Source organism: Paraburkholderia guartelaensis, from assembly GCF_004353905.1.
GTDB classification, from domain to species: Bacteria; Pseudomonadota; Gammaproteobacteria; order Burkholderiales; family Burkholderiaceae; genus Paraburkholderia; species Paraburkholderia guartelaensis.
Genome location: NZ_SMOD01000030.1, coordinates 88774 through 102383, shown reverse-complemented (window position 1 = coordinate 102383; position 13610 = coordinate 88774). Strand labels below are relative to the sequence as shown.

The following is a 13610-nucleotide window of genomic DNA, read 5'->3' as shown; positions in this document are numbered from 1 at the left end:
CAGGCGCAACGAACACGAACCGGGCAAGAAGAAACAACGCGAGTTCACGCAGGCGGATGTCGAGCAGGCGATCACGGATCTTGCCCAGCGTAGACAGGTGCAGCAATCGCCCCAAAAACCTGGCCGGCGGTCTGCAGGCAGCAGTGGAACTGACGCAGACACCCTTCCCGCTCAGGATCCGTCCTTCGATACCGTACAGGCTTCAGACGCATGAAAGACGAATCCTGAACCTGCTAAACCCGGACATTTGAACTTGGCCGGGAAGCGGACATCTGTATCTGGCCATGACATGATTTGTAGTGGCTAAGTAGAAATGTCGGATTTCCGCTAAATAGAAATGTCGTATCCCGTAAAGGTCGAGCGCCGGATTCATCCCGGCGCCCACGACTTTTATCGCGCGCCAGATTTACTGCACGTTTTCGAAAATCGCGGCGATCCCCTGGCCGCCGCCAATGCACATCGTGACGAGCGCGTAACGGCCGCCAATGCGCTTGAGTTCGTGCAGCGCCTTCACGGCAATCAGTGCGCCAGTCGCGCCAATCGGATGGCCGAGCGAAATACCCGAACCATTCGGGTTCACCTTTGCAGGGTCCAGACCCAACTCTTGCGTGACCGCGCATGCCTGGGCGGCAAATGCCTCGTTCGACTCGATCACATCGAGGTCCGCGACGGACAGTCCCGCACGCTGCAACGCAAGACGCGTAGCCGGCACTGGGCCGATGCCCATGTAAAGCGGATCGACGCCCGCATGAGCGTATGCCACGAGTTTTGCCATCGGCGCGAGGCCGCGCGCTTCGGCCGCTTCGCGCGACATCAGCAGGACGGCTGCGCCTGCGTCGTTGATGCCGGAAGCGTTGCCCGCCGTGACCGTACCGTTTTCTTTGGCGAATACGGGCTTGAGCTTCGCGAAGTCGTCGATCGTTGCATCGTGGCGCAAGTGTTCGTCTGTGTCGAAGACGGTCTCGCGCCCTTTCACCGTGCGCTTGACCGGCACGATCTGGCTCGCGAACCGGCCCTCGGCAATCGCTCGCGCCGCACGGTGATGCGACTCGAGCGCGAGATTGTCCTGTTGCTCGCGCGTGATGCCGTAACGGCTCGCGACATTCTCGGCCGTCACGCCCATAGGCACGGTGTGGAAAGGATCATTGAGCGCGCCCAGCATCATATCGATGAGGCGCGCGTCGCCCATCCGTGCACCGAAGCGCGCTTCGGTCGTGATGTACGGTGCGCGGCTCATGTTCTCGACGCCGGCGCCGATCGCCACGTCAGCATCGCCGAGCAGAATGGTCTGCGCGGCGGATACGATCGCCTGCAGGCCCGAACCGCACAGCCGGTTGACGTTGAACGCAGGCGTCGATTCGGGAATGCCGGCGTTGATCGCGGCGACGCGAGACAGGTAAAAATCCCGCGGCTCGGTGGCGATCACATTGCCGAACACCACATGCCCCACCTCCTTTGCCTCGACGTGGCTTCGCGCGAGCAGTTCGCGCACGACGATTGAACCGAGTTCGGTTGGCGGCACATCTTTCAGGCTGCCGCCGAATTTGCCTATTGCGGTCCGCACACCGCCCACCACCACGACTTCCCTGCTCATATGGATTCCTTAGTTATCTGCCTGCCGCCCGTGAAGCGCCGACACAGCCTGTTTCTACACCTGGACCCGACCTGTTCAGGAAGTACCCAAGGCACGCCGTGGCAATCCTAGCGCCAACAGGCGTCGGACGGACTGGTCAAACAGGCCGACATACTGACAAAACTGGCCATGTCATGCCGTCCACGGCAGCCGGACCATGGATCCCGGGCGCCCCTGTTAAGGTTTCGTTAAGGGGCCGGTGCGTAGAATCGCCTCTGACAACCGGAACCGCCTTCAAGTGGTGACGCAAGAACGGGCGTGAAAACAAAGGGGCCCTATGGACGCAGTCGAAACATTGAACCGAACCATCTTTCTCGCACTCAATGCCACACCCGCAACACCGCGTTGGCTCATTACCGCGGGCACGCTGATCGCGGACTATGCGATCCTGCTGGTCCCGGCGTTGCTGGTGGCGCTATGGCTGACAGGCTCGGACGCACGCCGCGCGTTGGCCGTGTGCGCCTGCTTTGCCGGCTTGCTGGCTCTCGGCATCAACCAGTTGATCGGTCTGGCGTGGTATCACCCCCGCCCTTTCGCTTGCGCAACGGGCTATACGTTTCTCGCCCATGCGCCCGATTCTTCGTTTCCTAGCGATCATGTGACGTTGCTTTCCGCGGTCTCGTTCACCTTCCTGTACGGCGGGAAGCGGGGAATCGGCTTGCTTGCCTTGTTCGTCGATATTGCCGTTGCCTGGGCTCGCATCTTTGTCGGCGTGCACTGGCCATTCGACATGATCGGCGCGGCGATCGTCGCGTGGCTGGCCTGCATGATTGGCAGCCCGTTCTGGCGCCTCGCGGGCGTGGCGGTGACCGACGCGTTGATCGCGCTTTACAGGAAGATTCTCGCTGTACCGATTAGCTTGCGATGGTTACGGCCGTAGTGAGAAGTGAGGCGTGCCTGCGTCACGCGGTCTGGCGCATCCGATAGCCCACGCCTCGTATCGTCACGATTTTCTCCGGGCCGAGCTTGCGCCGCAACCCATGAACGACGACATCGACAGCGCTGCCCGAGGCCGCGCGCGTGCGTCCAAAGAGATGCAACGCCAGCTCCGAACGCGAGAAGACTCGCATGGGCTCGTTGACCAGCGCAGTCAACAACCGGTATTCACTGGGCCTCAAGGTCACCGGCATGTCGTCGAGCAGGACCTGATCGTCGAGCTGGTTCACTGTCAAGTTTCCCAACACCACCGGACCTTGCACGCGATGCGGCCGCCGCATCAAGACGCGAACCCTCGACCTCAGATCTTCGAGATCGAACGGCGTGGTCAGGTAGTCGTCGGCCCCGCCATCCAGCACGACCATCGGGCTCGCCAGCAGACCGCGCGGAATCAGCGCGACAACAGCGGCATTTCCGCCGAGCCTGCGATAACGGCGCAACAGTTCGAACGCGTCCACGCCAGAATCGCCAAACGCGAGCAGCACGATGTCGTGGCATCGATACCGCAAACTCAGTTCTGCTTCGTATTCACTGCTTGCCCAATCCACCTCGTATCCCGCGAGGTGCATCTGCGTCACGACCTGCAGCGCGATTGAATCGTCGTCATGGACCAGTAGCATCCTCACATGGGTCTCCAGCCACTGAGATGGCGTTGTCACTGCGTTATGCACAGCTGTTGTTCCAGTCCACCGCGCGCCTGTCTCACGCGAGTGTCCCGATGCGATAACCCACGCCGCGTACATTGAGGATGGCGTCTCCTCCCAGCTTGCGACGCAGATTGTGGATATGCACCTGGATGGCGTTGCTCTCGATTTCCTCGTTCCATCCGTACAGGCGTTCCTCGAGCTGCGCCGGCGTGACGACGATCGCCGGATCGCGCATCAGTTCATGAAGCAGCGCGAACTCTCGCGTCGTCACCGATACTTCCTTGTCACGCAACCACACGCGGTGTTGTGCGGGATCGAGCTTTAACGCGCCAACCTGCAGCGACGATTGCACACGCCCCGTTCGATGGCGGCTCAACGCGCGCATGCGCGCCAGCAGTTCTTCGAGTGCAAACGGCTTGACGAGGTAATCATCGGCGCCTCCGTCGAGCCCCGCGACTGCGTCCGGACCGGCATTGCGCGCCGTCATCACGATCACCGGTGTCGCATCGTTTCGCCGCCGTAATCTCGCGAGCAGCGTCAGTCCGTGATTCCCGGACGAACCGATATCGAGCAGCACCAGACCATACGTAGTCGTTCGAAGTGCAAGCATGGCCGTTTCGACATCATTCGCCCAATCGACAGCAAACCCCTCCTTGCGCAACCCGCGTTTCAATCCACCATCTATCGAAGCGTCGTCTCCCACCACCAGTATGCGCATGGCGCTCCCCGTTGTTCACTCCCGTGCTGCACATAAAGTGGGTGAGGCTACCGCCGCCAACCTTAAGGGAAGGTTAACGCTCTAGCTGGCCGAATGTTTGAACAACGGTAGGCGCTCAGTGAATTCCCTGACCATCGCCCCCTTGCGTCAAATCGATCGGCAAGCGCCTCTCTCTTCTCTTTACGTTTTCCTTCATCCGCTTCTTGCGCAAGCTCGTGCCATGCGTAAGCCGACGCAGCCACTGCGAACCGGCCTCAGCCTTTTCCCACGGCGCTCCCGGCGTCCACGTATGCCGGGCTTGTCAGCAAACGGACAGGTTAAGACAGGCGGACCACAGCCTTCGATCATTTAAACGGCTTTCAGACATAACGAACCTTTTATCGTGCATATAAATTTATTCGATTATCCGAAAGCTGGGCACGCCGTCAAAGTTCGACCCGGGACAGCTGATGCCCGCCTCGAATCCCCGCTGGACAGCACGCACCGCAGCGCACCATCCGTCGCGCCAGACATGACGACCCGCGTGGATCCGCAGGCCTGCCGCCCTGGCACCAGGCATCGGCACTAAGCACTGAAATCTTCATTACGCACTTCGCACTACAAATTATTATTAATGAAAGGAGAGGTTGTGAGACATTTCAGGTCAGGCTTTATTTACGTTGGAGTACTTACCGCTTTCTCATCCGCTGCGGTGCATGCGCAGAGCAGCGTCACGCTATACGGCTCGCTCGACGAAGCCGTCGCCTGGTACAACAACACCGGCGGCCATTCTCTCGTGGCCATGCAAAACGGCGACAACGCAGCCACGTACTGGGGCCTCAAGGGCAAGGAGGAACTGGGCGGCGGTCTGAACGCGATCTTCACCCTGGAAAGTTCGTTCGACATCACGCATGGATCGCTTTCCGGCGGCCGTCTTTTCGGTCATCAGGCCACGGTGGGACTCTCTGACGACGCCTATGGCACGGTGACGATGGGACGCCAGTTCGACCCCACGGTCGACCTGATTCAGCCGATCACCGGCGACAACTTCGCGGGCCCGGTTTTCACCACCCCAGGCGACGCCGACAACAACGACAACTCCGCGTGGATCAATAGCTCGATCAAATACGCGAGCCCCACGTACGCCGGCTTCCAGTACGAGTTGATATACGGCGTTGGCGGCATTGCCGGCAATACGACCGGCGGCCATGCGTATGGCGCCGCCGCCGCGTACAACAACGGCGGCCTGACGCTTGCCACCGGCTATCTGTTCATGAAGAACGACGTGAACGGCAACGGCGCGGCGGACCTCATTCAGAACAACTCGGTGACGCCGCTTTACGGGGCGACGCCGATGTTCGGTTCGCGACAGATCTTCCAGGTCGCCGCCCAGTACGTGATCGGCAACCTGACCGCCAACATCCGTTACAGCAATGCGCAGTACAAGCCCTATATGGACTATGGCGCCTTCAACCGCACGCAGACCTTCAACGTCGGCGGCGCGGCGCTTCAGTACCAGTTCAGTCCTGAACTGGCCGCCGCGCTCAACTATGTGTACACGCATTCGAGCGGTGCCTCGTCGGCGACGTACAACAACTTCGGCGTGAACGCCACCTACGCGTTGAGCAAGCGCACGAGCTTCTATACAGCCGTGGCCTATTCCCACGCCAGCGGCACGACGTTCAGCGAAGACGGCTCACAGATCGTCGCGGCGGGCGGCACGGTGGGCGATCTCGCGGCGAGTTCCAGCACACGCTCGCAGGTCGTGACGATCCTCGGCATCACGCACAAGTTCTGACCTCGCATTCAATCCAGTCGTTAGAACCAGGCACACAAGCGCAAACATTTCCTATGGAGGCAACATGGCTTTTCTCACGCACAAAGCATTGACGGTTTGTCTGGCAGCAATCGGGCTGTGCTCATTCGCGGCCCACGCGCAAACGTCGCAATATCAACTCGTCAAGACGATTAATTTACCGGGAACCAAGGGCGGTCACGGCGACTGGGTTACCTATGACAAGGACACTCACGCGGTTTGGCTCTCCCAGTCGCCCGATCACAACGTCGTCGTGATCGACGCAAACAGCATGGCAGTGAAGAAAACCATCCCGGGCGTCGACTCCGGCAACGGCATCGATTTCGACGCGGACCACGCCTATGTCACGGACGCGACGACCGGCAAGTTGTTCGTCTATGACAAACATTCGTTCGAGCGCGTTGCCGCCGTCGACAGCGGCGGCAAGACGCCGGACGGTGTCAACGTCGACACGAAAACGGGCACGATTCTGCTCGCGAACGACGACAGCAACAACGAGGCCGTTTTCGAACCGAAGTCGCCGTACAAGATGACTGCATCGTTCAAGTTGAAGCCCGAAGACGACAAGGACGGCCCGGACGTTGCGCTGTACGTGGCGTCCACCGACCGCCTGTATCAGCCGGTTGGCGGCAAGATCGACGTGATCGATCCGAACACGCACCAGATCGAAGCGGTATGGGACTTCGGTTTGAAGAAGGACGCCAAGGGCGGCGTCTATGACAGCAAGACCAATCACCTCATCTTCGGCACCAGCGACAAGAAGATGCTTGTCGTGGACCCCGCAACGGGCAAGCTGGTCACGACCATCGCCGTTGCCGGCGCGGTCGACCAGACCGCGATCGACACCGACAAGCGCCGCGCATTCATCGGCGACAAGACCGGCAATCTCGAGGTGATCGATCTGGACTCCAATCAAATCGTCGACCACATCCGCACCGAACCCAAAGTCCATACGCTGACCGTCGATACGACCACCCATCGCGTCTACGTCTACCTCAACGAAAGCAACAAGGTTGGGGTGTACGAGAAGAAGTCGTGATATCGCGGGCCGGGCGCGAGTAGCGCGGCAGTCTGCGCTGCTGCCCTGCCCGCCCGGCGTCCGCACTGCATGCAACACGCTACGGCGCACGCGTGGCCCGACCTCCTCGCGCCGTAGTCCGAACTTCAATTCGTGGGAGAAGTCGTCATGTCATCCGCTGCCTCGCCGGCAGGCAATGCTTTCCTGAAAAACCGGTGGACTCAACTCTTCATCGGCATTGCCTGCATGGCACTCGTCGCCAACCTTCAGTATGCCTGGACACTTTTTGTGATCCCGATGAAAACGCAAAACCTCTGGACCGGCGCCGCGGTCCAGCTAGCGTTTTCCATCTTCATTCTGGTCGAAACCTGGCTCGTGCCGATCGAAGGCTGGCTCGTCGACCGCTTCGGCCCGCGGCCCGTCGTCATGTGCGGCGCGGCCTTCGTCGCGCTGAGCTGGGTGCTCGATTCGTTCGCCACGACTTTACCCATGCTCTACACGGCTTCGGTGATCGCCGGACTGGGAGCCGGCTGCGTCTACGGCACCTGTGTCGGCAACGCACTCAAATGGTTTCCCGACCGTCGCGGCCTTGCTGCGGGCCTGACCGCTGCGGGCTTCGGCGCCGGGGCCGCGCTGACGGTGATACCGATTGCCAACATGATTCACGACTCCGGGTATCGGCAAACGTTCTTCGTGTTCGGCGTGATCCAGGGCGTCGCCATCTTCATTCTGAGCATCGCGTTGATTCGCCCGAATCCGGGTCCCGGCATCAAGCCCGTCGCACGCGTCGTGACGAGCAAAGTCGACTACACGCCACGGCAGATGGTCAAAACGCCCCTCTTCTGGATGATTTATCTGTTGTTCGTGCTCGTCGCCGCCGGCGGTCTGATCGCTACCGCCCAACTCGGTCCGATTGCGAAGTCATTTGGCTTTGCCAAGCTCCCGGTGCAGTTCTTTGGCGCAACGCTGCCGTTGCTGACGCTGGCGCTATCGATCGACAATCTGCTAAACGGGTTGACCCGCCCGATTTGCGGCCTCCTGTCCGACAAGATCGGCCGCGAAAACACCATGTTGATCGTTTTCGTTGGTGAGGGGCTGGCATTGCTGGGTATGAATGCCTTCGGTCACGATCCATATGCATTCCTGATCTTTGCGCCGCTGATCTTCCTGTGCTGGGGCGAAATCTTTTCGATCTTTCCGGCAATCTGCGCGGATACGTTCGGTAGCAAATACGCGGCGTCAAACGCGGGCACGCTCTATACCGCCAAGGGCACGGCGTCGTTGCTCGTCCCCATTGCTTCGCTATTGGCCGCCGGCGGATCATGGGAGCATGTCCTGATCGCCTCGGCCGTCGTGTCGATCATCGCGGGGCTGTCGGCCAAGTTCATTCTTGCGCCCATGCGAAAGCACCGGTTCGCCGCCACGTCCAACGAGGTTGCACCGGCCATGCAAACACAATGAGGCGCCTGGTGGCCGCCACGGTTCGACCTCGGCGCATGGTTAGATCGTGGCGGTAACCGGCAGCGAATTGTCGGGCTCCTGTAAGCAAGGCGGCTTATGTGAAGATTACAGGTCGCCTGACCGGCGTTAACTGTTTCTTAAGTCTGCGGCGTCAAGCTAACGGTGCCAGCTATCGACCCACCCCGGGGTCCGTAGCGCTGACACCTGGCTGGAGGCACAGACCATGAACCGGACACTCAAACTGGCCGCGCTTGCGGCCGCCCTGTTGGTACCGTCCCTTTCTTTCGCCCAACGCACGAATGGATCGCCCACGCGCGCGCAGGTTCGGGAGGAACTGGCCCAGCTAGTACGAGCCGGCTACAAACCCACTGGACGCGACAACAAATATCCTGACGACCTGCATGCGGCCCAGGCACGCGTTGCAACTGAAGCCGCGGCACAGCGATCCGCACCCGCGCCCGCTCCGAATGGGCAAAGCGATTGATACGATGTCGTACGGTTCGCAGGGCGCTTGACGGCCTAAGGCTCATCGGCCCCAACCTGGTCGAGTGCGTTCAGGTCATCAGGGAAATCGTCCGGCTGCCCTGCAGCGGTTTCATGGGTGCGCGGCGGAGACTTCACGACCGGCGGCGGCGTTGCGCCCATGCTATCTTTATTACCTTCAGGAATCGGAAAATACACGCACCTCACAATAGCCGTGCATCGCTCGCGACCTGGCTTCGAATTCTCACAGGAACGTTAGCTTGCCGTTTCGAATGTCATACATCGAGCCCACCATCTTCACGTTTCCTTTGTTTTCCAGATCGGCGAGAATCGAACTCCCACTGCGGATAGCGGCTATCGCACCCTGAACATTCGATCGCGCGACAGCATCGACAAACTCATCGTTTTTACTGGTTCGCTCTCCGGAATATTGCGTTGCGGTGATCGCCGGCTGGATCTTCTGAAGCAGACCCGTCAAATTCCCCAGTTGAACGTTGTCGATTGCACCTTTTATCGCCCCGCATGCAGTATGCCCCATTACTAGAATCACTTTCGCACCCGCAACGGCACACGCAAACTCCATGCTTCCGAGTATGTCCTGGTTTGCGATGTTTCCCGCGATTCTTGCGTTGAAGGTGTCGCCGATTCCCATATCCAGAATGATCTCGGCCGGCGCGCGCGAGTCGATACAACTGAGGACGATTGCTGCTGGATACTGGCCGCTGGCGCTCGCTCTCTTCTGCGCGAGGAAGTCCTGCTTTTTCATCTTGCCGGTACGAAACCGCTCATTGCCGGCTTTCATCATTTCGATGATCTGATCGGGAGTCAGCGCATTCCGCTGCGATTCGGACAACGCCGCCGCCTGGATATCGGCCGCCGTGAACGGCACGCCGGCAACGAGCGTCGCCACGCTTATACCGGCCTTGATCCACTTGCGCCTTCCGCCATCCGCCGGATCGTCGGGAACGTCAATCGCCGTGTTTGCAGACATGGGAATCTCCTTTTTGACGGAGGTCGAACCTTGACTCGGAGAAAGATCTTGATCGACGTTCGCTAACAACCTCAGATCAGCGTGAAGGAAATGTGAAGATGGTCAGACAGAGTATAGGCGGCGCGAGAAATCGTGATATTTGGCTGCGCCGCCGCCATGAGGAATGAACCGTCTCCTGGGATTCGCCTTCGGCGGCAGCTACGCGACACGAGCGTACCTGGGCCTCCACTTGCAGGACCATCTCGCGCTTTTTTTGTCGAAAATCCATACTGTCTACAACTATGAAGATAATCATTCTTATCACAAGGTAGTCATTTTTACGCTAAACTTCATCGAATGAAAACGCGCCACATCCCCCTGCCGGCCCCCGCTGCCAGCGAACCGCCCGGATTTCCCGATGCCGACGAGCTCGCCATGCTGCGCGCGTGGTATGCGGGCCTCGCCGTGCGGGCCGCCGTCGAGCGTTATCTACCGTCGGCGATCGGCGACGGAAAGTCGGCGCGTGGCGTGCTCGGGCGGATCCGGCGCAGGCTGGTTGCCCTCGCGCGCGCAGCGCATCGCGACGATCTGGTGGCGCTGTTCGAGCATCCGGTGGAGGAACGCGAGCGGCACGCCAAGGCTGTCGCGCAGGCAATCGAGAGTCTGCGCACCGCCCGCCCTCCCGAACCGCAGATCGCCGACGACATCGCACAGTGGTTCACGCCGCGTGCCGTGCGGGTGCTGTACGCGCACGGCATCACCACGCTCGCCGACCTTACCGTGCGTATCCCGCGCCGCCGCCAGTGGTGGAAAGCGGTGCCGGGACTCGGCATGGCGAGCGCCCGCGCGATCGAGGCGTTCTTTGCGGCCTGGCCGGCACTCACGGAAAAGGCGCGCGCGCTCATCGTGGCGAGCCAGCGAGGCGACATCGCACCGTGGGAGTCCCTGAAGCTGCCTCACGAAGTCGACGGCTCCGAAGGCACGTTCCGCGCGCCGCGCGCGACCTGTTCGCTTGACGCGTCGAATGACTATGAAGCGATCCAGACCTGGCTTGCGCTGCACGAGTCGCCCGCCACGCAGCGTACCTACCGTAAGGAAGCCGAACGCCTGATCCTCTGGGCGATCGTCGAGCGTGGCCGCGCGCTCTCGTCGCTCACGACCGAAGACGCCATCGCCTACCGCGCGTTCCTGCGCCATCCCTCCCCGCGCGGCCGTTGGGTCGGCCCCGTGCGGGCGCGCACCTCGCCGGACTGGCGTCCGTTCAACGGCAGCCTCTCGGCGCGCTCAGTCGCGCATGCGCTGTCGATCCTCGGCGCGCTGTTCCGCTGGCTCATCGAGCAGCGCTACGTGCTCGCCAATCCGTTTTCCGGCGTGAAAGTGCGCGGCGCGAGCGGCGCGCAGGCGCTCGACACCTCGCACGCATTCAGCGAAGGTGAATGGGCGCTGGTGCGCACGATCGCAGACGGCCTGGAATGGTCGTACGGCTGGTCCGCGCCGGCGGCGCAGCGGCTGCGTTTCCTGCTGGATTTCGGCTATGCGACCGGGTTGCGCGCAAGCGAGTTGGTTGGCGCCACGCTCGGCCACGTCGAGACGGACGCACGCGGCGATCACTGGCTACGCGTAATGGGCAAGGGAAAGAAGCTCGCGCGCGTCGCGTTACCGCCGCTCGCGTGGGATGCGCTCGCGCGCTATCTGGCCGAGCGTGGCCTGCCGGTCGTCTCAGTGCGCTGGAATCCGGCGACTCCGGTCATCGGCAGTCTCGAGGCCGACAGCGACGCCGCCATCAGCAGCGTGCGTTTGTGGGGGGTGCTGCGGCGCTTCTTCCTGCTGGCCGCCAAAGCCATCGAGGCCGATCATGCGCCGCTCGCGGAAAAGCTGCGCCGCGCGAGTCCGCACTGGATGCGCCACACGCATGCCACGCACGCGCTCGGGCGCGGCGCGGAACTCACCACGGTACGCGACAACTTGCGGCACGCTTCTGTGTCGACCACCTCGATCTATCTGCACAGCGACGAGGTCAAGCGCGCACGGCAAATCGCAGACGCGTTCGGCAAGCCAAGGTAGCACTAAGGGACTTCCGGCTGAAATCCACGCAGGTCGTGGCCTCTTCTCTGCAGCAATTCATGAACAGGCCCCCGCTTCCGAATAGTACCGATTTGGCGCGGGAAAGACGCCCGTCATCACTTCAATCAGGAACGGGCCGTCATATCGACTTGCTTCACCGAGAACCTCATCCAGCTCGTCGATTCCGTTGACCGCGCGTGCCGCCACACCGAGCGACGATGCAAACGCGGTCCAGCTATGACGGGGCAGTCTGGTGAACTGCTCCGAAATCAGACCGCCCCTCATCGCGTCGATATGGATTGCACCGTGCGCCGAGTTGTTCAGGACGACGTAGATCACTTTGACGCCGTAACGAGCTGCCGTCTGAATCTCCGTTCCGTGCATCATCATGCATCCGTCGCCCGTGACGACGACGCATGGGCGCTCGGGGGCCGCAAGCTTGACGCCGATTCCGGCTGCGATAGCCCAGCCCATCGGCGCGAGCGCGTTGGACGAAAAGTAATTGCCCACGCCCGACGACAGCCAGTAGTGGGCCATGAATATACGATGGGCACCGGAGTCCACCACGACGTTGCAGTCGCCAGGCAACAGTTGGCACAGGCGCTTGATGACGGCGCCGGGATATAGCGGTTCGTTGCCGCTGGAAGCCTGCCGCGCGGCAAAATCCTCAAACTGAGCGTCGTACAGGGGAGTTTGGCTGACCCCGGCGACCCATGCCTTTCTTCTTTCGAGCACTTTCTGGAAGTCGTCGTTGGCGCCGGTGTTCATGCGGGCGAGCAACCGGAAGCTAGCCCCAATCCCGGAGAAAATACTGCGCTGGGCGATATGCCCCATCGGCGGGTGATCAAAGCTGTCATCGAAGACAAGCAGATCCTTTCCCTCGGTCAGCTTGCTGCTCCAGTTCATGCTGTCGCGCTGGTTCAGATCGCTGCCAAATACGACGAGCGCGTCAAGCTCGTCCGAATTGATCACACGTGCGGCGCGCGAATGGCTTGAGAACCCGTAGATGCCCAGCGCGAGTTTGTGTCCCTCGGGAAATGCACCCTTGCCAGCCAGTGTCGTCGCGACCGGAATGTGAAACTTCTCGGCAACCTCAAGGAGCGCCCTTGCCGTTTCCGCGTCGTTCCCGCGACTGCCAATCAGAAAGGCGATTCTCTTCGACTGGAGCAGATACAGGTTGCACAGGGCATCCAGTGCAGCACGGTTAGGGGGAACTTCGCCCATATTGAATTCGTGCTGGGCGTAGGGTCGCCGTGCTACCTGCGGACCGGGAGGCGCATCCTGCTTTTGAATGTCAACAGGAATACTGAAGAATGAGCGCGCCCGACGCATCCAGTTCAGGCCGTCCGTCGCACGACGCAGCTCAGCCTGAAGATTTTCCTTGTTCTTCAGCTCGACGACATTCGTCATCAGGCCGTTAACCACACTGCTTTCAAAAATGCCACCGGATGTCGCATCCTGGAAGGCACCCTTACCCTCCGCACTCGATGAGATTCCTCCTGCTATATAGAGCATCGGAATCCGGTCTGCGTGAGCGGCTGCCATGCCGGGCACGAAGTTCATTGTGCCGGGACCGGAGATCCCTGCGCAAACGCCGAATTTGCGGCTGGCGCGCGCATAGCCATCGGCCATGAAGGCGCTGCCTGTTTCATGAGCGCCAACGATGCCGCGAATGGAAGGCGAATCGTCAATTGCAGCCAGAAGCGGGTAAATCAGCTTTCCGGGGACCAGAAACACGTGGTCTATTCCCGCGGACTCCAGCGACTTCACAACTACCTTCGAAACGTTGGGCGGAGCGGAAGATCTCATGGTCTTTGGTTGCGATCCAGGCAGAATACAATCATCGAATCCTGCCGCTCTCCATCCTGGGGTGACGCACGGCCTT

At 60.9% G+C, this 13610-nt stretch carries 11 protein-coding genes and 1 pseudogene; 7 read left to right on the top strand and 5 right to left on the bottom strand.

Annotated elements, in window-relative coordinates:
- Positions 1 to 214: pseudogene (locus E1N52_RS44615) on the top strand (ISNCY family transposase); the annotation flags it as partial.
- 192 nt (positions 215 to 406) lie between these two features.
- On the opposite strand, the gene bktB reads toward E1N52_RS44615, so the two are convergent.
- Positions 407 to 1594: a beta-ketothiolase BktB gene (gene bktB, locus E1N52_RS30920; RefSeq protein ID WP_133187018.1), complete on the bottom strand. Its 1188-nt coding sequence runs from the start codon at positions 1592 to 1594 to the stop codon at positions 407 to 409.
- 316 nt (positions 1595 to 1910) lie between these two features.
- On the opposite strand from bktB, the gene E1N52_RS30915 reads away from it, so the two are divergent.
- Complete coding sequence (locus E1N52_RS30915; RefSeq protein WP_133187016.1) at positions 1911 to 2513, top strand: phosphatase PAP2 family protein; 603 nt, start codon at positions 1911 to 1913, stop codon at positions 2511 to 2513.
- Between the two features lie 22 nt (positions 2514 to 2535).
- Here E1N52_RS30915 and E1N52_RS30910 read toward each other — a convergent pair whose 3' ends face one another.
- Together E1N52_RS30910 and E1N52_RS30905 are read right to left on the bottom strand one after the other, a co-directional pair.
- On the bottom strand, positions 2536 to 3312 hold the full coding sequence (locus E1N52_RS30910; protein WP_133187014.1) for a response regulator transcription factor: 777 nt from the start codon (positions 3310 to 3312) through the stop codon (positions 2536 to 2538).
- A complete protein-coding gene (locus E1N52_RS30905; RefSeq protein WP_133187012.1) occupies positions 3272 to 3934 on the bottom strand; it encodes a response regulator in 663 nt (220 codons plus the stop codon). The genes E1N52_RS30910 and E1N52_RS30905 overlap by 41 nt, the downstream gene beginning before the upstream one ends.
- Before the next feature lie 628 nt (positions 3935 to 4562).
- Here E1N52_RS30905 and E1N52_RS30900 point away from each other — a divergent pair.
- The 4 genes from E1N52_RS30900 to E1N52_RS30885 all read left to right on the top strand — a co-directional run bounded on the left by E1N52_RS30900 (position 4563) and on the right by E1N52_RS30885 (position 8692).
- A complete protein-coding gene (locus E1N52_RS30900; protein WP_246089283.1) occupies positions 4563 to 5711 on the top strand; it encodes a porin in 1149 nt (382 codons plus the stop codon).
- Positions 5712 to 5775: 64 nt separating this feature from the next.
- Positions 5776 to 6768 carry a YncE family protein gene (locus tag E1N52_RS30895; protein ID WP_133187008.1) on the top strand — a complete coding sequence of 331 codons (993 nt, stop codon included), beginning with the start codon at positions 5776 to 5778 and terminating at the stop codon, positions 6766 to 6768.
- Positions 6769 to 6915: 147 nt separating this feature from the next.
- Positions 6916 to 8208: an oxalate/formate MFS antiporter gene (gene oxlT, locus E1N52_RS30890; protein WP_133187006.1), complete on the top strand. Its 1293-nt coding sequence runs from the start codon at positions 6916 to 6918 to the stop codon at positions 8206 to 8208.
- Between the two features lie 223 nt (positions 8209 to 8431).
- The gene (locus tag E1N52_RS30885) at positions 8432 to 8692 is read left to right on the top strand and encodes a DUF4148 domain-containing protein (protein WP_133187004.1); all 261 of its coding nucleotides are present in this window, start codon (positions 8432 to 8434) and stop codon (positions 8690 to 8692) included.
- A 243-nt stretch (positions 8693 to 8935) separates the two neighbouring features.
- On the opposite strand, the gene E1N52_RS30880 is transcribed toward E1N52_RS30885, so the two are convergent.
- A complete protein-coding gene (locus tag E1N52_RS30880) occupies positions 8936 to 9682 on the bottom strand; it encodes a carbonic anhydrase family protein (RefSeq protein WP_133187002.1) in 747 nt (248 codons plus the stop codon).
- 336 nt (positions 9683 to 10018) lie between these two features.
- Between E1N52_RS30880 and E1N52_RS30875 the strand changes: the two genes are divergently transcribed.
- Positions 10019 to 11725 (top strand): site-specific integrase, encoded by a 1707-nt coding sequence (locus E1N52_RS30875; RefSeq protein ID WP_133187000.1) that lies wholly within the window; start codon positions 10019 to 10021, stop codon positions 11723 to 11725.
- A 57-nt stretch (positions 11726 to 11782) separates the two neighbouring features.
- Here E1N52_RS30875 and E1N52_RS30870 read toward each other — a convergent pair whose 3' ends face one another.
- Complete coding sequence (locus E1N52_RS30870; RefSeq protein ID WP_133186998.1) at positions 11783 to 13534, bottom strand: thiamine pyrophosphate-binding protein; 1752 nt, start codon at positions 13532 to 13534, stop codon at positions 11783 to 11785.
- Positions 13535 to 13610 lie beyond the last annotated feature (76 nt).